Below are 18,054 nucleotides of genomic sequence, written 5' to 3'. Positions count from 1 at the left end.
CCTCAGCGCAATTGCGGGGTGCCGGTGTGCACGCCGGCGTTCTGGGCGCGGTTCAGCAACAGGTGATCGAGCAGCACAATGGCCATCATGGCCTCGGCAATGGGCACGGCGCGAATGCCCACGCAAGGGTCGTGGCGGCCGCGGGTGACCATTTCGGTGGGGTTACCGTCCTTGTCGATGGTCTTGCCCGGCACCATGATGCTGGAGGTGGGCTTGAGCGCGATGCTGGCGACGATGTCCTGACCGCTGGAAATGCCCCCCAGAATGCCACCGGCGTGGTTGCTGGCAAAGCCTTCCGGCGTCAGCTCGTCGCGGTGCTCGGAGCCCTTTTGCTCCACCACGGCAAAACCGTCACCGATTTCCACGCCCTTGACCGCATTGATGCCCATCAGCGCATGGGCCAGATCGGCGTCAAGGCGGTCAAACACCGGCTCACCCAGGCCCACGGGCACGCCGGTGGCCACCACCTGAATTTTGGCGCCGATGGAATTGCCTTCCTTTTTCAGCTCGCGCATGTACTCGTCCAGCGCCTCCAGTTTGCCGGCATCGGCAAAAAAGAAGGGATTGGTTTCAATGATGCTGCGGTCAAAGCTTTCTGCCTTGATCGGGCCGAGCTGGGTCAGATGGGCGTAGATGGACACGCCGAACCGGGCCAGCACCTTCTTGGCAATGGCGCCGGCGGCTACCCGCATGGCGGTTTCCCGCGCCGAGGAGCGGCCGCCGCCCCGGTAGTCGCGAATGCCGTATTTCTGGTGATAGGTGTAATCGGCATGGCCGGGGCGGAACAGATCCTTGATGGCGGAATAGTCCTTGGAACGCTGATCGGTGTTTTCGATGAGCAGACCAATAGAGGTGCCGGTGGTCCTGCCTTCAAACACGCCGCTCAGAATCTTGACTTCGTCCGCCTCCCGCCGTTGGGTGGTAAAGCGGGAGGTGCCGGGCTTGCGCCGGTCGAGGTCGTGCTGCAAATCTGCTTCGGTCAGCTCCACGCCGGGAGGCACACCATCGACCACGGCGCCCAGCGCCAGGCCGTGGCTCTCGCCAAAGGTGGAGACGCGAAAGAGGGTTCCTATACTGTTCCCTGCCATGAATTTTTCCTTACAACTTTATGATTAAAACTGGTCTTTATGCGGCAGCAGATCCCGCCGGCTGATCACGAACACGCCATGGCCGCCGTGCTCGAATTCCACCCAGGACAGCGGCAACTCGGGAAAGGCAAACTCCATGTGCACCTGGCTGTTGCCCACTTCCACCACCAGCACGCCGTCGTCGGTGAGGAAGTCACAGGCCTGGGCCAGCAGGCGACGGGTAAAGTCGAGGCCGTCGGCCCCGGAGGCCAGCGCCAGCTCCGGCTCGTGGCGGAACTCCTCGGGCAGATCGCTCATGTCCTCTTCGTCCACATAGGGCGGATTGGCCACGATCAGATCGTACTTGTCACCGGCGGGCAGCGCCGAGAACAGATCCGACTCTATGGGAATCACCTGCTGTTCCAGACCGTGGTTCTGAATGTTGATCTCGGCCACGTCGAGGGCATCCCGGGAGATGTCGAGAGCGTCCACTTCCGCCTCGGGAAAGGCATGGGCCAGGGCGATGGCGATGCAGCCGGAGCCGGTGCACATGTCCATGATGCGGGCGGGCTCATGGGCCAGCCAGGGCGCAAAGCGGGTATCGATCAGCTCGGCAATGGGCGAGCGTGGGATCAGCACCCGCTCGTCCACGTAGAATTCATAGCCGGCAAACCAGGCGGTGTGGGTAATGTAGGGCGTGGGCAGGCGTTCTTCCACCCGGCGACGAATGGCGTCCAGCAGCACCCGGCGCTCGGCGGGCACCAGCCGGGCATCCTTCGCCTGGGGCGGACAGTCGAGGGGCAGATGCAGCAACGGCAACACCAGTTGCACCGCATCGTCCCAGGCGTTGTCGGTGCCGTGGCCGTAAAACAGGCCGGCCTGCTGAAAGCGGCTGGCGGCAAACCGCAGCCAGTCACCCATGGTGTGCAGCTCGGTGAGCGCCTCATCGTTAAAAAGCGTGTCCAAAACCCCTCCGCCTCGTTAAAATGGCTGTTTTTTGATTGACTGAGCGAACATGACCGCCTCATCCTCTCCCGAAGACGACAAAACGCTGTTTATGGAAGCGATGAAGGGTATCCGCAGACTGAAGCAGGATACCATAAGTCCGCACCGGTCGCCGGTCAAGGTGAAAGCCGTCCGGGCGGCGGAGCGCAAGGACAGGGCCGAAGCCCATCCGTTTTCCGACCTGTATGAACCCTGGCTGGATCAGGACGGTCCGACCCGCTTTCGCGCCGACGATACCTCGGCCTTTGAACTGAAGCGGCTGCGCCGGGGCGACTATGTGCCCGAGCTGTTCCTGGATTTGCATGGCCTGACTCAGGAAGAGGCCAAGCAGGAGCTGTCGGCACTGCTGCTGGCCGCCCGCCGCAACAACGTGCATTGCGTGTCTATCATGCACGGCCATGGCAAGCACATTCTCAAGCAGCGCCTGCCCATGTGGCTGGCCCAGCACCCGCAGGTGATGGCCTTTCACCAGGCCACCCGGGAATGGGGGGGCGATGCCGCCCTGCTGGTGCTGCTGAAAACCGAGTCGTAATACGGACAAGGCCGGGCAAATGCCCGGCCTTGTCGCAAGATCCCGTATACGCCCTGCTCAGGCGGCGGGTTGTGGTGAGTTCAGCTGACCGATCAGCCGGTTGATTTCACTCACCGTCTTGCGGTGGCGGTCATCGGCCTGCTCGGGCATGATCAGCATGCCCCGGGCGTAGCTGTAGGCGCCACGGCCGTGAATGTAGAGCCTGCCCTTGAAGAAGGTTTTAACGTATTTGGCGATCAACAAAGGCTGATACTTGTTAAAGATTCGCATTTCTCACCCCTGCCTTTTTATCTGTGCTCATGTTTCATATTTTGTTGTTAGTTGAATCATTCAGCCTGTGGTACCGCATAACGGCCAGGCTCCTGCATGCTGGGTACGGACACTGTGCGGTCCCTCCAGCCAGTTAAACAAACCACCGTGCCCCTTTTCCAGGGTGATCCTGGCAATTCCGGCGGTCACGAAAATCGGTGCCAGGGTACCCGGACACAGGCTTTCAATCAGAAAACCCACCAGAGGCATGTGGCTGACCACCAACAGGTTGCCCTCCCGCTCCGGCTCGCAATAGGCCAGGATCAGGCTGGCGGTGAGGTCGGCATCGGTGTCGGGCGTCAGCTCATTGCAATCGTCCACCTGAATGCCCGGAATAAAACGGGACATCTGCTGCCAGGTTTGCTGACTGCGCACATACGGGCTGACCAGCACCCGGTCGAACACCGGCACCTGTGGCGCCAGCCACTGCGCCATCAGGCATACTTCTTCGCATCCCTGCTCGGTTAACGGCCTCAACGCATCGTTCGACGCCTGTGGCGCTGCCTGACCATGACGCATGATAAAGATGTTCATCTCCACCTCACCTTCAGGCGAACCCGCCTTTAAAAATGGCGGGCATCATACCCCTGCGACTCGTGTCGCTCAAGGATCCAGCTCACTCTTTAAACAGCCGGCTGAGCCCTCGATTTGGTTATCACTCTTATAACATATATAGAACATTGCGGTGACATTAATCGTTCAGCCGTCATGCCAATTGGCCAAAACCCAAGCAGCCGTCATGCTGCCCGGATCCGGTGACGTTTTGATGACGGTTCAAAAAAAAACTGGCCGCCAAGGGCCAGTAAATTAACGAGTGAACAGAAACCAGAATCTGAGTTCACCCCCGGTGAGCCTCAGTCTGCTGACGTGGCGTCAACACCGACCAAGGTTACTCCACTGGCGGGAGCGCCCCTTGATCTCGGTCAACAAAGGCTCATCCCCGGCGCTTGTCAAGCCACATGAGTATCAGGCAGGCCGCCACCGACACCGCAATAAAACCAAACAGAAAGATTAACGGCATGGCGGCATAACCCAGCACGTTCCACACCAGTTTTTCCAATGCACTCATAATTCCGCTCCAAACAACACCACGTCAGCGAGTGTAGCAACAAGGTGAACAGAAGGCTTGAGCGGGATCAATCAGGCCCGCAACAGCGCGTAACGCCCTCCCCGGGCACACACCAGCAACCAGCGCCGGCGCGCCATGAACATGGGCAGCACGGCCGGACCAAACAGGCAGCCAAGCATGGCCCAGCGACGCGGGGGCAAGGCACTTTGCAGGGCGGCGATGTAAAACAGCAGCCCGCTCAACAGGGCCAGCAGAATAACGGCAACGTACATGATGAACCTCCTGGGTGGCGAATTTTAACACAGTTTTCCTGCCCTGTGTCAGCCGCTGGCGGTACACTGTTTGTTCTATTCTTTGAACTAATGACGCACCCGGCCAACAGGCCCGGTCATTATCTGGCAGGAGGCGTGTATGCCCTATCGCAACATTCTGGTAGCGCTGGAGCTCAATCACAGGGAAAAGCCCCTGCTCAGGCGGGCGGCAGATCTGGCCGAGAGCAACCAGGCGGAGCTGCACCTGGTACATGTGGAGCCTGATCTGAGCGGAGTGTATGTGGGCAGCCTGAACATGGATCTGCGTCAGCTGAAAATGAAGCTTCGGCTGGAAAGCGGCCACGAGCTGATGCGGCTGCTGCAGGAGGCACAACGACAGGTGAGCAGCATTTCCCTGCCCAGTGGCGATGTACGCCAGGCGGTGCGCCTGGCGGTAAAGCGAGCCGGTGCCGATTTGCTCATCTGCGGTCACCGCCCCCATCACCGCTTCTGGGGGCACCTGTTTTCCAACAGCGCCAGCTTTCTTGATATCAGCGACTGTGACCTGCTGGTGGTCAAGCTCGACAACGAGGCTAGCGCAGACAGAAGCCCTGCTGCCGCAGAAAATCAAGCATAAAGGGGCGGGCCTCACGGGCCAGGGTGGCGGCGATTTGCCCGGTCCAGGTCATGTCCTTGTTGCCACCGGTGCGGGTCTGGTAGTAACGGCGCACCTGCGCATCGTATTCGGCCATTTTCGCCTCATCCGGCTCGGCCTGGTAGCGGTTTTCCATAAACACCAGCGCAGCCGGCAGCCGTGGCTTGGGCTCGGGATCCTGAGCCGGATGCCCCAGACACAGGCCAAACAGGGGGATCACCCCCTGAGGCAACGCCAGCAGTTCGCACAACCGGTGCGGCTGATTGCGCACCGCACCGATAAACACGCCCCCCAGCCCCAGCGACTCGGCAGCGGTGATGGCGTTTTGTCCCATCAATGCGGTGTCGATGGCGCCGATCAGCAACTGTTCGGCAAAGCCGGTTCGGGCGTGCGGCACCCAGTGCAGGTGACGGTGAAAATCGGCGCAGAACACCCAGAATTCGGCGGCACCGGCCACATAGGCCTGCTCGCCGCACAGCACCATGACCTGCCGGCGCAGCTCACTGTCGGTAATACGTATTACACTGGAGGCCTGCAAAAAGCTGGAGCTGGACGCCGACTGGGCGGCGGCCATGATGGCCTGAAGCTGTTCGGGGGCAATGGCTTCGTCGGTAAACTTGCGAATGGATCTGTGGTTGCGCATCACCTCGATGGCGGCTGACATGTTCACCTCTTGCGTTCGGTCTGTGTATCATCACCATAAGGAAACCCACGGGAATTGAAAAGCCACATGCAGCAAACCCGGCACATTGAACCCATGTCGCGCCGCCACGGCCCCACCCTGATCCTGGCCGGCGGCGCCGGCATACTGATGTTGCTGCCCCTGCTTTACTGGCTGGGAGACAGCGCCCGGCTGGTGCTGGTGTTTTTACTGCTGGTGTGTGTGGTCACCCTGGTGCTGGGGCTGCTCAAGCTGCGCGAGCCGGTGTACAGCTTTTCACTGAGCGCAGACAACCTGCATTTTCACCACCGCATCGGTGGCTGGAGCCTGCACTGGAACAACATCATTCGCATCGACCAGCCCAGGGTAAACAGTGGCCTGGAGCTGGTGTCGTTGCCCTATGTGGGCATCAAGATACGGGATTATGACGAATTTCTGCCGCTGATGACACCCAGGCTCATTGTACACCTGCTGACCGAGCAGCGGCCGCTGCTTGCCATGGGTGTGCGCTATGGTGCCATCGACCGCAGCCGGCTGCATGACTGGCTGATCGAAGACAACCACTACCGCTCCGCCGCTGGCCGGCATTACCAAGGGCTGGCCGCCATGCTGGGCCACCGCATGAGCCATCTGCGCGAGCTCTATGGTTATGATTTGCTGGTGCACGAGTCCAGCCTGGACCGGGACACCCGCGACTTTGTACAGTTGCTGCGCCACTATCTTGCCGAGCGGGCCGCTCCTCTTTCCTGAGCCGGCACAAGCAGGCACAATGCAGCCTGGCTTTTACTCCCCGACCGGCACCACCATGAAACATCTCGACGCCCTTTATCTTTTCGTCAAGGTTGTGCAACAGGGCGGCTTTTCCCATGCCGCCACCCAGCTGGGCATGCCCACCGCCACCCTCAGCCGGCGGATTTCCGCGCTGGAGCAGGCCCTGGGCTGCAAGCTGCTGAGCCGGACCACCCGCAAGCTGCAACTGACCGAGGAAGGCCGGCGCTACTACGAGCGCCTCCATCCCCTGCTCAGTGAAATGGAGCAGGTGACCGGCGATATTCAGGGGCAGAGCCAGACCATGAGTGGCCTGATCAAGGTGGCGGCGCCCATCGCCATCTCCAACACCTTTCTGATGGACGGCATTACCGAGTTCTGCCTGCAGTATCCGCAAATTCGCATCGAGCTGCTGCAGAGCAACGACTATACCAGCCTGCTCGACACCGATCTGGATGTGGTATTTTTCAGCGGCGAACTGCCCGACTCCAGCCTGCGTTCGCGCCAGCTGGGCGAGGTGCAGTATGGCCTGTTTGCCGCCCCCGGCTACCTGGCGCAAAAAGGCGATCTGCACAGCCCGGAAGAGCTGGATCAGCACCACATCATTCAGTGCTGGCCGCACCGCAACTGGCAGCTGACCGACAGCCAGGGCCGGCGTTTTCACCTTAAACCGGTGCCGCGCCTGTCGGTAAACCAGATGCAGGCGGCGGTCAAGGCTGCCATCCGCGGGCTGGGCATTGTCAACGTGCCCCGCCACTATGTGGCCCATTACACCGAGGCGGGTTTGTTGCAGCCGGTGCTGCCCGCCTGGCAGGGGGGAAAACGGCCCTTTCACATGGTGTATCACAACCGCGAGCTGGCCCCGGTGCGACTGAACACCTTTATCGAGTTTATCGATCAGCACATGCGCAGCCGGCTGGCTTCAACCTGGGTCACGGGCGGCGAAGGCAAACTCGGGAACGGAAAGCAGGAATAGCGGACAAAAAAATGGGCAGGATCCATTCCTGCCCGACTCCACTAACAAAAGATACTAAGTAAGCTGAACACACGGTAACACAGGCTTCCGGTGTTAATTAGCGGTTATTTTGCAAAACGAAATATGTGATTGTTCCATTTTTGAAATAATCAATTCACAGCTCCTGCTCCCACACAATGCTCTGGCCCTCCGGCCAGCGCTGATCCAGATCGCCGTATTGTTGCTCCAGCAGGTGTCGCTTGATTTTGAGCGTGGGCGTCAGAATGTCGTTTTCCACCGTCCAGGGCGTTTTCATGATCAGTATGCCGCCCAGGCGCTGATGGCTCTCCAGCTTGCGGTTAATGTGCCCCAGGGTGGCCGACAGGACACTTGCCAGCCGCTCCCGGTCCTGACCGGCACAGCCTTCGGCCAGTTGCACCAGGGCCATGGGCTGGGCCTGGCCGCTGCCCACCACGCACACCTGCTCGATCAGGCTGTTTTCAATCAGCATGGCTTCTATGGGCACGGGCAGTACGTATTTGCCCTTGGCGGTTTTAAAGGCATCCTTGAGCCGGCCGGTAATGCTGAGGTAACCGTCTCCGTCCAGCCTGCCCCGATCGCCGGTGTGCAGCCAGCCATCCCGCAGCGCCTCGCGGGTGGCTTCCTCATTCTTGTAATAGCCCTGCATCATGCCGTCGCAGCGGCACAGTATTTCGCCGTTGTCGGCAATGCGGATCTCCACCCCGACCCCGGCCTTGCCCACGGTGCCAATCTTGTCGGAGCGAAACGGATAGTTGAGAGTGGAATAGGCCAGGTTCTCGGTCATGCCCCAGGCCTCGGTGATGGGCATATCGAGCCTTTCATACCAGCGCAGCAGTGAAGGTGCCACCGGCGCCGAGCCGCAGCCGAGAATGCGTGCCTGGTCAAGCCCGAGCCCAGCCCGAATTTTCTTCTTGACCAGCCCAGACAGCAGCGGAATACGCAGCAACAGCTTCAGTTTTGGCTCGGGCACCTTTTCCAGAATGCCGCTGCGAAAGTTGGTCCAGAGCCTCGGCACCGAAATAAATACCGTGGGTGAAATGGTTTTCACGTTATCGACAAAGGTCGTCAGGCTGTGGGCAAAGCCCACCTGGGCACCGGCATAAAGGCTGGCGCCGAGCACATACACCCGCTCGGTAATGTGCGCCAGTGGCAAATAGGAAAAGGCCCGGTCCTCGGCGTTGAGCCCGGTGGTTTCCAGTATGCCGCGACAGGCGGCGGCATAGGCACCGTGCGTGATCATCACCCCCTTGGGCTTGCCGGTACTGCCCGAGGTATACACCAGGGTCATCAGGGTGTCGGCGGCGGGCACCGGCCGCTCGTTTACGGGCTCGTGCACCAGCAGGCTGTCCCAGTGATGGTGGGTTTCCATGGGCGTGGCATAGGGCATGGCCAGGCGGATCAGCGCCTCGGGAATACCCGGCTCCTGGGCCGCCGGCTCATCCAGCTTGCCGATAAACAGCGCCCGGCTTTCACTGTGCTCCAGCACATAGCGCACGGTGTCGGCGCCGGCGGTGGGGTAAATGGGCACACTGATGTAGCCCCCCATCTGCAGGGCAAAATCGCAGATAAACCACTCGGCGCAGTTTTTTGACAGCAGGGCGATTTTGTCTCCCGGCTTCAGGCCAAGCCGGCGCAGCCCCGCCACCAGCCGGGCGGCCATTTCCAGCACCGAGCCCCAGCTGTGCTCGTGCCAGTGATCCTCTCTTGGCTGACGCAGGTAAATTTCATCCGGGCGCTGCCCGGCCCAGTGATACAGCATTTGCAACGGCAGTGTGCGGTCGGAAGTATTCATAACATTCCTTGTTACGGATGAGTGAGCCACAATGGCAAGTATTGCAAACATTGTTTCATGCCGACAATATTTGTGGCCTCCAGGTGACTGATACGACTGATAAAACCCTCCATTACCGGTGCGCCGCCACAAAGGCCGCAAACTCTTCCGGCGGCAGCGGGCGGCTGTACCAGTAGCCCTGAATGGCATCGCAGCCCTTGCGTTGCAGGGTATTCCGCTGCTCCTCGGTTTCCACCCCTTCGGCAATGGTGGTCATGCCCAGGTTGCGGGCCATGTGGATAATGGCATTGACGATGGTTTTGTCTTCGTGGTTGTGAGTGACCTCGTCGATAAAGGACTTGTCGATCTTGTCCACCGAAAAACGCTTGAGATAGCTCATGGAGGAATAGCCGGTACCGAAGTCGTCAATGGAAATGCGGAACCCGGCGGCGCTGAGGCGGGCGATTTTCTCGCCGGTTTCTTCCGGGTTAACCATGGCCACCGACTCGGTCAGCTCCAGGTCGAGGGCCCCGGCGGGCACACCGCTGGCCGCAACCCGGGCCTGCAGTTCGGTCACAAAGTCCGGCTGCACCAGCTGCACCGCCGATACGTTCACCGCAATGGACAGCTCCGCCCTGCCCGCTCGCTGCAGGGCCGCCAGCTGCTCCAGCACCCGGTCGATGATCCACCAGCCAATGCTCACGATCAGGCCGTTCTGCTCCGCCAGGGGAATAAACTCGGCCGGCGACACAACCCCCCACTCGGCATGGCGCCAGCGCAACAGGGCCTCGGCGCCGATCAGGCAATGATGCTGCAAGTCCAGCTGGGGCTGAAAAACCAGCGCCAGCTCGTTGTTGGCAATGGCATTTTTCAGGGCCGTGGCCAGCGCCAGCGCCCGCTCGCTGTGTTTTTGCATTTCCGGCGCATAAAAGCGCAGGCCGTTGCGCCCGTCCTGCTTGACCTTGTACATGGCCAGCTCCGCCGCCTTGAACAGTTCCACGGCATTGCCGCCGTCGTGGGGAAAGGTGGCGATGCCAAGGGAGGTGCTGAGCGACAGGGAATTGTCGTGCAGGATCACCGGCTCCTGTACATGCAACAGGAGCCGTTCGGCCAGCAGGGCCACCGCTTCCTGTTCATTGCCCTCCACCGCCAGTACAAAACTGTCGCCCTCGGGCCGGCCGATCAGGCTGCCCGGGGCCAGCTGGTTTCTCAGGCGGTTGGAAATCTCCACCAGCAGTTCGTCGCCGGCCACATAGCCCAGGGTGTCATTGACCGATTTGAAATTGTCCAGGTCCAGCCACAGCAACGACAACCCCTCACCCCGGCCGCGGGCCCGGGCCATCTGCTGCATCAGCTGCTGTTCAAAGGCATGCTTGTTAAGCACTCCGGTAAGCTGATCGAACTGGGACAGCTGACGCAGCCGCTCCTCGTTTTCCCGGTGTTGGGTAATGTCTTCCTTGTGGGCCACATAATTGATCACCCTGCCGGTCTCGTCACTGATGGGGTAGATGGAGGCGCTTTCCACATACAGGCTGCCGTTGCGGCAACGGTTAATCAGCTCCCCCCGCCACGGCTGACCCCGGTGAAGAGTGGTCCACATATCGGCATATACCTTGCGGTCGGTCTTGCCCGATTTCAGCATTTTCGGATTGCGTCCCATCACTTCCTCGGCGGCATAGCCGCTGACCCGGGTAAAGGCCCGGTTCACATACTGAATGCGCACTTCGGCGTCGGTAATGATGACCGGGTAGGGATTTTGCTCCAGCGCCTTTGACAGCAACTGAATGGTGCGGTGCTGCCGACACTGACTGAGCCGGCTCCACAGGGTGCTGGCCAGCATGTGAAGGGTGTCCCGCTCCTGCTCGCCGTAACCGCCGCGGTTGCCGAACACGCTGATCACCAGGCAGGTGTCACCCTGGCTCTGCACCGGCAGGCTGATGCCACCACCCTGTTCGTGCCAGTCAACCGGCTGCCCGCTGTCGGCGGCCTGCTGCCAGGGTGGCGTGCCGTGCCATGTCCGCTGAAATCCCTGCGCCCCATACTCGACAGGGCTCTCAAGCAGGCCGCCCCGGTAGGCCCCCAGGTGGATCAGCGCCCCGCCACTGGCGGTGAGCCGGGCCGCCTGCTCCGCAGCACGCGCCAGCAACTGTGGCTCATTGCGCTCCAGGGCCAGGTTATTGAGCAACAACAGGGCACTGTTCAAGTGGGTTTCATGCAGAATGCGCCGCTCGTTTGCCGCCTGCTGGCTGATATCGCGAAACAGCACCAGAAAGCTGCCGGCACCTTCATTTTGCTTGGTGGAAACCGACAGGCTCAGATGGCAAGGGCCGGTTTCCGTGTCCGCCTGAATGCGAATGTCATGGGCCACGCCTTTCCGGGCGGAGGTGTGCAGGGCGTCAAAAAATACCGCCGCGGCCGGCACCGACAACCAGTCACGTACATTGGTGTTGGGCCGCAGCCGCCGGGCCGGAAGCGGATGGCTGACGCCACCGGCATGCACCGACAGAATGTCCCCCTGCCGGGTCACCTCCAGCAGGGAGTCGGGCAGTGCCTCCATGGTAGCCTGCAACCGGGAGCGGGTATCACGCAGGTACTGATAGGGCTCGTACACCATCTCCCGGAACAGCGCCCGGTACAGAAAGCCAAAGGTAATGATTTTGTAAAGGTGGCCCAGTATGTTGTTGACGTCGGTAAAATCGACGTAAATAGTAAAAAAATGCTCGGCCATGGCCATGATGATGGCAGACACGGCCAGATACAGATGGCTGACAAATCCTTCGCTGCGGTAACGATTGGCCATCCCCAGTGCCGCCAGCACATGGGCACCGATAATTCCATACTCAAAGTGCACCTTGAAATCGGTCAGCCCTTGCCCCACCACATAGGTGTCGGGCACATGGCCGGGAAACAGCAGAAACCAGACATGCACCAGCGCCACCAGGGCCAGCATCAGCAGCAGCAGCCCCCTGCGCTGGTGGGGTCGGGTCCGTTTTTCCATCAGGGCAGGCAAAAAGGCCACATAAAGCAGAATGGCGGCGGTAAGGGTGCGCGCCGCCAGCCAGAAATTGATCGCTTTCTCCGGCGTATTGGCGGTCACAAAGTCTGGCAGCACCCGATAGGACAGCACATGGGAAAGGTCCAGCAGGCCAATGCCCAGAAACCCGACGCCGATCACCAGGGTCTGCAGCGATGGCCGGTAGCGCTGGGTCACCCAGGCCATGCCAAAAATCATCATGGCAATGGCGAAGGCCGAAATCTCGAAAATGATGTTCAGCGGCACATAGCCGATCAGGAACTCGACACGCCGAAACAGGGGCAACCACTGGGACAAGCCCATGATCAGCGCCAGCAGGACAATCCAGCAGCAGCCCTTGATCACCTCCCGGTGATGTCCGCGTTGCAGGGACATCAGTAATACATCACTCACCAGCCACCTTCCCGAGCAGGATTCCGCATCTGTGCCCCGGTGAAACGGGGCTCCATATGGATTAAGGCGGCCATATTGCCATAAAAACGAAGGCGCTTTTTACCGACAAGCGGCTCTGCCGGTGCGAATGGCGGATATTCGGTCATTCCCTGACGATGGCTCCCCCCGGGCAGGGATCATCGGTTACGTTTTTTTGACGCAGCCGGCTTTTTGGCCATGCTCAGAAACCCTCGTACAGCAACATGAACAAAACATTCAACGCCAACAACAGCCACAAGCACCGCTCTACCCAGTCCGTTTCCATAATGTACGCTCCCGGCTCCTTGCAAGGTATTCACCCTTTGCTTTGCATTCACGCCGTTCACCACAGCAAAAAGCAGGCCAGTCTGGTAAAAATGGCGCCATGGAATGCCAAGGGGCACGCCCTCGCAGGTAAAACCCTGAGGTTGAAAATGTCGCCTTGAGCGGAGCGGTGGAGACGGACTGCGCCCCCGGGGGATAGACGGCGTCAGGGGGTACGACGACGCTCATTCTGTACCACCCTTCTGTACCAATCGGTGAAAGGCGGCCTGGGTTCTGAAACGAAAAAACCCTTGAATCCGTTAAGAATCAAGGGCTTATCTTGTTTGGCGGTGAGGGAGGGATTCGAACCCTCGATACGTTTCCGTATACACACTTTCCAGGCGTGCTCCTTCGGCCACTCGGACACCTCACCAGATTTTGTTGCTGTCGGACCATGCCGCGGCAGCGGGGCGTATAGTAGGCAAGGCCGGCGCCGGGTGCAACCCCTTTTTCTGACCGTGCGTTTCGTTTGCGCATTATTACGCCATTCGTTTGGCTTACCCCCGTGGCGGGCGACGATAGCGGCCGGTTCTGGCATAATGAACGACCATTTTTTGCAGCGACAGGAACAACATGACGGCAACAACGTCAGCAAATCAGCTACACGAGCGTTTTCGAGGCTACTACCCGGTGGTGATCGACGTGGAGACCGGCGGCTTTAATGCCCGCACCGACGCCCTGCTGGAAATTGCCGCCATCACTCTGAAAATGGACAAAAATGGCTGGCTGAGTCCGGATCAGACCTTTCATTTTCATGTTACTCCCTTTGAGGGAGCCAATCTGGAGCCGGCGGCGCTGGAATTTACCGGCATCGACCCCTGGAGCGCCCTGCGCGGCGCCGTAACCGAGCGGGAAGCGCTCGAGCACATCTTCAAGGGGGTGCGCAAGGGCATCAAGGCCAACCAGTGTCAGCGCGCGGTGATCGTGGCCCACAATGCCTCCTTCGACCACGGCTTCGTGATGGCGGCGGCGGAGCGCGCCGAGCTCAAGCGCAACCCCTTTCACCCCTTCGCCACCTTTGACACCGCCAGCCTGGCCGGCCTGGCCCTGGGCCAGACGGTGCTGGCCAAGGCCTGCCGTGCCGCCGGCATGAGCTTTGACAACAAGGAAGCCCACAGCGCCCTGTACGATACCCGCAAGACCGCCGAGCTGTTCTGCACCATCGTCAACCGCTGGAAGCTGCTGGGCGGCTGGCCCCCCGCGCCCGCCGACACGCCGGACTTCGGCGAGCCCGAGCCGCAGCCATAACAAACAGCCCGCCATCCGGCGGGCTGTTTGCCTACATGACCTGGCTCACCGGCCGCGCCCTGGTCAGGTGGCCGGTGCGCACCCACAGCCGGGTATGGCCACTGGCCTGCAGCGCCGGCACCGACATGGGTGGCAGACGCAGCCAGCTGCGCGCGCCAAAACGCGCACTGCCATCGCTCAGCTCTCCTTCCAGCACCAGGATCTCCAGTCCGTCCCGGTAGCAGCAGGCAGGAAAACGGCCGCCCTCGGCAAATTCCAGCAGGCTGGTGTTGACCCCGCCATAACGGTGCAGTGCCAGCCGGCGAAAGCCGTGCTCGCCAGTCAGCCAGAGCCCCTGCTTTTCCACCACCACACGAACGGCATCGTCTGCGGGCTCGAACTGGTTAAGCTTGACGAAAATCACGCAGCCTTCCCGGCTGAAGGCCCGGTGCCGGCTGCCCGGCGGATGGCGTACATAGCTGCCGGCGGCGTGATCGCCATTTTCATCGGAAAAGGTGCCCTCCAGCACCCAGAACTCCTCACCCAGGGGATGGGCATGTTCAGGAAACGCCGCCCCCGGCTCAAACCGCACCAGGCTGGTCACATGGCCGCTTTCTGCGGCTTCGCGCTCCAGCGGATAACGCCACACGCCGGCGGCCGGCGACGGTTGCCAGCGTTCAGCCTGATAGGGAAGGGTCACAGCTTGAGAAAAGTCCATATTCAGCATCGGTCAACATCCCGACGAACAAGTGGGATCCCCATCCTGACCCCGTCCTTGTTTCGGGTCAAGCCTTGTTGAGCGCCTCACCAAGGTAGCGGTAACCACCCTCGCCGTCAGGCACAAAGCTGAGCCGGTGGCTGATACAGGAGGGAGCATCCGACGGATGATGAGACACAAACAGCAACTGAGTGCCGCCTTCGGCCACCAGCAGATCGATCCAGCGTTTGACCCAGTGGCGGTTAAAGGTATCCAGCCCCTGCAGCGGCTCGTCGAGGATAAGAATGGGCGGATGCTTGACCATGGCCCGGGCGATCAGCAGCAGCCGCTGCTGGCCGTAGGAAAGATTACGGAAGGGCTCGTTGGCCAGCCGCTCCATGCCGAGCAGCGCCAGCCACTGATCCGCCAGCTTGAGCTGGGCATCGCCGGGTTGCTGATACACGCCGATGGAGTCGAAAAAGCCCGACAGGATCACCGCTTTGGGCGTGGCGGTCACCCGGTAGTCCTGCTGCATGGTGGTGCTGACGTAGCCGATGTGCTGCTTGATGTCCCAGATGGTCTCACCACTGCCCCGGCGCCGGCCAAACAGGGTGAGATCGTTGCTGTAGCCCTGGGGGTGATCGCCGGTGACCAGGCTCAGCAGGGTAGACTTGCCGGCGCCGTTGGGGCCCATTACCTGCCAGTGCTCCCCCGGATTTACCTGCCAGTTGAGGCCATTGAGGATCACCTTGTCGCCATAGCTGACCTGAATGTCACGCATCACAATGCGCGGCGTTACGGTGTCCAGCTCCCGGCGCTCGGCGTCCGGATCCGCCGGCGGCAGGGCGCGCGTGCAGGCTTCCAGCGCCGCCAGGTGGTGGAGCTGCTGCAGTTCGACCGAGGCGCTCACCGCTTCCCGCGGGCCGGCCTGGATCAGCTCGCATTCGGCCAGCATGCCGAGATGGCTGGCAAAGCCGGGCAGCTCTTCGAAGCGATTAACGATCAGCACCAGGGTCTGGCCGGCAGCCACCAGCTCGGCCAGCAGTCCCATCAGGCCCTCGTGGGAATGGGCGTCCAGGCCGTCAAAGGGCTCGTCGAGCACCAACAGCTCGGGCTGGCTCAGCAGCGCCCGGCACAGCAGCACCTTGCGGGTTTCACCGGTAGAAAGGTACTTGAAACCGCGATCCAGCAGCGCGGTGATGCCAAAGCGCGCCGCCAGCGCCTCAAGCCGGGCCTTGTCATTACCGCCCTCAAGAATAATCTGGCGGGCGCTGTGACCGTCGTCCTGAACGTCGAGCAGATCGCTCTCATCCTCGTCCCGCTCCCGGTCCGCCAGTTGCTGAAGCTGCTCGAACGATACCCATTCTACACGGGAAAAGTGGTGCCCGGCCTGGCCTTCCAGGCACTTCAGCTCCCCCGCCAGGGCCCGGGCCAGTGCCGTTTTGCCGCTGCCATTGGCCCCCACAAAGGCCCAGCACTGGCCGCCGGCCAGGCTCAGTTCGGGAATGTGCAACTGATGACGATCGCTGATGGCAAAACGGGCGTCCTTGATACAAATGGCGCTCATGCGGGCATGTTCCTTGGTGGTTGTGACAAAACTCACATAATCCGCAACCGGGCTGCCGGATGCAAGCCCGAAAAAGACCCGGTCGACTCGGTAATTGTGACCCGCGCCTCACTCCCCGGCGTCATAACAGGCTAACGTGACAGGTGTTTCTCACTCGCTAAAGGACTGCCCATGCGCTATCACCCGGCACTGATGGACGAACTCAACCTGTTGTTGCATTTCAATCTCGATACCACTCAGCAGGGCATCAAGGTGCACCACGATGCCAGCCCCGGCCTGATCGAGGCCGCCGCGCGCCTGCACGAAAAAGGACTGATCACCCAGCCCGATGGCGGCTACCTGACCGAGCTGGGTCGTGAAACCGCCGAGCACGCTCAAATCATGCTGGGCCTACTCAAGGAATCCACGCCCGCCTGATGGGGTAACGGGCGGCCCGGCCGCCCTCACCTGCTCACAATTACGCCAGCGCGATCACAAAATAATCATTTGAGTCCTTTTTAAAATTGTTCAAAATACCACCTGCGGATAATATTGCCGTCGGGGAAGAGAGCCATACGAACAATAAAAAAGGAATCGGGATATGTCGTTGATCCATTGTGAGCAATGCGGCCAACCGTTTTTTGCCCATCACAAGCGTTGCATTCATTGCCGTACCCTGCGGGACGACGTACAGAGCACGTCGCTGCTGCACAGGCCGTTGTCGTGGCTGATGAGCACGGTGGCGATGGCTGCACTGCTGCTGATATGGGGGGTAACCGAGCCCACCCCGCTGCACGCGGCCGATGACCTGGGCGGCCCCGGGGTGGAAATAAGCCAACAGCAGCCATAAAAAATGCCGGCATCATGCCGGCATTGTCGTGCTGTACGGTCGCCTTACAGGCCGGCAGCGTTTTCAGACAGGTAGCTGGCCACACCGTCCGGAGAGGCCTGCATGCCGGCCTTGCCCTTTTCCCACTGGGCGGGGCACACTTCACCGTGCTCTTCGTGGAACTGCAGGGCATCGATCATGCGCAGCATCTCGTCGATGTTACGGCCCAGGGGCAGATCGTTCACTACCTGGTGGCGAACCACGCCGTTGGCGTCGATCAGGAAAGAGCCGCGGAAGGCCACACCGGCTTCCGGATGCTCAACGTCATAGGCCTGGCAGATTTCGTGCTTGACATCGGCCACCAGCGGATAACGCACCTGACCGATGCCGCCCTTGTCGATGGCGGTGTTGCGCCAGGCGTTGTGGGTGAACTGAGAGTCGATGGACACACCAATCACTTCCACACCACGGCTCTGGAACTCTTCAAAACGGTGATCGAAGGCGATCAGCTCGGAAGGACACACAAAGGTGAAGTCCAGCGGATAGAAGAACACCACGGCGGCTTTGCCCTTGGTGAATTCCTTGAGGTTGAAGTTCTCAACGATTTCGCCATTGCCCAGCACGGCGGCAGCGGTAAAGTCGGGTGCCTGACGGCCTACCAGTACGCTCATTTTTATCTCCTTGGGTTTTAACAGAACGGTTTTTTAAAACCATACCGAATCAGTCAGATATTATATGGGTGCCCATCGACAAACCCAAGGGGCAAGGCAGACAAGCCCCGTCACCTGCTCAAAAAACAAACAAAACAACCCGCCGGGGACAAAAACAAAATAATGCTCGACATTCCCGGCTCAATTTGCAAACTACCCGCTTCTTTTTTTGTAAAAACCTGAAGGATATT

The 18,054-nt window shown here is 60.5% G+C and carries 19 protein-coding genes and 1 tRNA gene; 7 read left to right on the top strand and 13 right to left on the bottom strand.

The genetic code is table 11. The features are described from left to right. Positions 1–2: 2 nt before the first annotated feature. Together aroC and prmB are read right to left on the bottom strand one after the other, a co-directional pair. The gene (gene aroC, locus PU634_RS06660; protein WP_306763277.1) at positions 3–1,088 is read right to left on the bottom strand and encodes a chorismate synthase; all 1,086 of its coding nucleotides are present in this window, start codon (positions 1,086–1,088) and stop codon (positions 3–5) included. Between the two features lie 24 nt (positions 1,089–1,112). Continuing rightward, positions 1,113–2,033, bottom strand: a complete 921-nt coding sequence (gene prmB, locus PU634_RS06655) for a 50S ribosomal protein L3 N(5)-glutamine methyltransferase (protein WP_306763276.1) — start codon at positions 2,031–2,033, stop codon at positions 1,113–1,115. A gap of 49 nt (positions 2,034–2,082) precedes the next feature. Between prmB and smrB the strand changes: the two genes are divergently transcribed. Further along, positions 2,083–2,604, top strand: coding sequence for an endonuclease SmrB (gene smrB, locus PU634_RS06650; RefSeq protein ID WP_306763275.1), 522 nt, complete (start codon positions 2,083–2,085; stop codon positions 2,602–2,604). Positions 2,605–2,661: 57 nt separating this feature from the next. On the opposite strand, the gene PU634_RS06645 is transcribed toward smrB, so the two are convergent. From PU634_RS06645 to PU634_RS06630, 4 genes are all read right to left on the bottom strand, one after another. Then, a complete protein-coding gene (locus PU634_RS06645; RefSeq protein WP_306763274.1) occupies positions 2,662–2,874 on the bottom strand; it encodes a DUF1107 domain-containing protein in 213 nt (70 codons plus the stop codon). Between the two features lie 60 nt (positions 2,875–2,934). Further along, positions 2,935–3,447, bottom strand: coding sequence for a phosphohistidine phosphatase SixA (gene sixA, locus PU634_RS06640; protein WP_306763273.1), 513 nt, complete (start codon positions 3,445–3,447; stop codon positions 2,935–2,937). 400 nt (positions 3,448–3,847) lie between these two features. Beyond that, positions 3,848–3,982, bottom strand: coding sequence for a TIGR02808 family protein (locus tag PU634_RS06635; protein WP_306763272.1), 135 nt, complete (start codon positions 3,980–3,982; stop codon positions 3,848–3,850). A gap of 71 nt (positions 3,983–4,053) precedes the next feature. Continuing rightward, complete coding sequence (locus tag PU634_RS06630; RefSeq protein WP_306763271.1) at positions 4,054–4,254, bottom strand: hypothetical protein; 201 nt, start codon at positions 4,252–4,254, stop codon at positions 4,054–4,056. A 139-nt stretch (positions 4,255–4,393) separates the two neighbouring features. On the opposite strand from PU634_RS06630, the gene PU634_RS06625 reads away from it, so the two are divergent. Further along, positions 4,394–4,870 carry a universal stress protein gene (locus PU634_RS06625; protein ID WP_306763270.1) on the top strand — a complete coding sequence of 159 codons (477 nt, stop codon included), beginning with the start codon at positions 4,394–4,396 and terminating at the stop codon, positions 4,868–4,870. Here the strand turns inward: PU634_RS06625 and nfsA are convergent. Beyond that, positions 4,827–5,552, bottom strand: a complete 726-nt coding sequence (nfsA, locus tag PU634_RS06620) for an oxygen-insensitive NADPH nitroreductase (protein ID WP_306763269.1) — start codon at positions 5,550–5,552, stop codon at positions 4,827–4,829. The two genes, PU634_RS06625 and nfsA, sit on opposite strands and share 44 nt — an antisense overlap. Before the next feature lie 66 nt (positions 5,553–5,618). On the opposite strand from nfsA, the gene PU634_RS06615 reads away from it, so the two are divergent. Continuing rightward, the gene (locus PU634_RS06615) at positions 5,619–6,299 is read left to right on the top strand and encodes a DUF2982 domain-containing protein (RefSeq protein ID WP_306763268.1); all 681 of its coding nucleotides are present in this window, start codon (positions 5,619–5,621) and stop codon (positions 6,297–6,299) included. A 19-nt stretch (positions 6,300–6,318) separates the two neighbouring features. After that, a complete protein-coding gene (locus tag PU634_RS06610; RefSeq protein ID WP_306763267.1) occupies positions 6,319–7,293 on the top strand; it encodes a LysR family transcriptional regulator in 975 nt (324 codons plus the stop codon). 154 nt (positions 7,294–7,447) lie between these two features. On the opposite strand, the gene PU634_RS06605 is transcribed toward PU634_RS06610, so the two are convergent. From PU634_RS06605 to PU634_RS06595, 3 genes are all read right to left on the bottom strand, one after another. Next, complete coding sequence (locus tag PU634_RS06605) at positions 7,448–9,106, bottom strand: AMP-binding protein (RefSeq protein WP_306763266.1); 1,659 nt, start codon at positions 9,104–9,106, stop codon at positions 7,448–7,450. Positions 9,107–9,218: 112 nt separating this feature from the next. Beyond that, entirely contained in the window at positions 9,219–12,512 is a 3,294-nt protein-coding gene (locus PU634_RS06600; RefSeq protein ID WP_306763265.1) for a bifunctional diguanylate cyclase/phosphodiesterase, read from the bottom strand. A gap of 627 nt (positions 12,513–13,139) precedes the next feature. Beyond that, positions 13,140–13,227 (bottom strand) — tRNA-Ser (locus PU634_RS06595). A 200-nt stretch (positions 13,228–13,427) separates the two neighbouring features. Here PU634_RS06595 and rnt point away from each other — a divergent pair. Then, positions 13,428–14,102: a ribonuclease T gene (rnt, locus tag PU634_RS06590; protein WP_306763264.1), complete on the top strand. Its 675-nt coding sequence runs from the start codon at positions 13,428–13,430 to the stop codon at positions 14,100–14,102. 31 nt (positions 14,103–14,133) lie between these two features. On the opposite strand, the gene PU634_RS06585 is transcribed toward rnt, so the two are convergent. Both PU634_RS06585 and modF read right to left on the bottom strand, forming a co-directional pair. Further along, positions 14,134–14,799 carry a cupin domain-containing protein gene (locus PU634_RS06585; protein WP_306763263.1) on the bottom strand — a complete coding sequence of 222 codons (666 nt, stop codon included), beginning with the start codon at positions 14,797–14,799 and terminating at the stop codon, positions 14,134–14,136. Between the two features lie 67 nt (positions 14,800–14,866). Then, a complete protein-coding gene (gene modF, locus PU634_RS06580; protein WP_306763262.1) occupies positions 14,867–16,345 on the bottom strand; it encodes a molybdate ABC transporter ATP-binding protein ModF in 1,479 nt (492 codons plus the stop codon). A 171-nt stretch (positions 16,346–16,516) separates the two neighbouring features. Between modF and PU634_RS06575 the strand changes: the two genes are divergently transcribed. Next, complete coding sequence (locus PU634_RS06575) at positions 16,517–16,762, top strand: TIGR02647 family protein (protein ID WP_306763261.1); 246 nt, start codon at positions 16,517–16,519, stop codon at positions 16,760–16,762. Between the two features lie 163 nt (positions 16,763–16,925). Then, complete coding sequence (locus PU634_RS06570; protein WP_306763260.1) at positions 16,926–17,174, top strand: hypothetical protein; 249 nt, start codon at positions 16,926–16,928, stop codon at positions 17,172–17,174. Positions 17,175–17,218: 44 nt separating this feature from the next. On the opposite strand, the gene PU634_RS06565 is transcribed toward PU634_RS06570, so the two are convergent. Continuing rightward, positions 17,219–17,824, bottom strand: coding sequence for a peroxiredoxin C (locus PU634_RS06565; protein WP_306763259.1), 606 nt, complete (start codon positions 17,822–17,824; stop codon positions 17,219–17,221). Between the last annotated feature and the right edge of the window lie 230 nt (positions 17,825–18,054).

The sequence above is a fragment of the Oceanimonas pelagia genome, from assembly GCF_030849025.1.
GTDB classification, from domain to species: Bacteria; Pseudomonadota; Gammaproteobacteria; order Enterobacterales; family Aeromonadaceae; genus Oceanimonas; species Oceanimonas pelagia.
The sequence above is the reverse complement of the archived record's forward strand: the minus strand, read 5'-3'. Positions and strand labels throughout refer to the sequence as shown.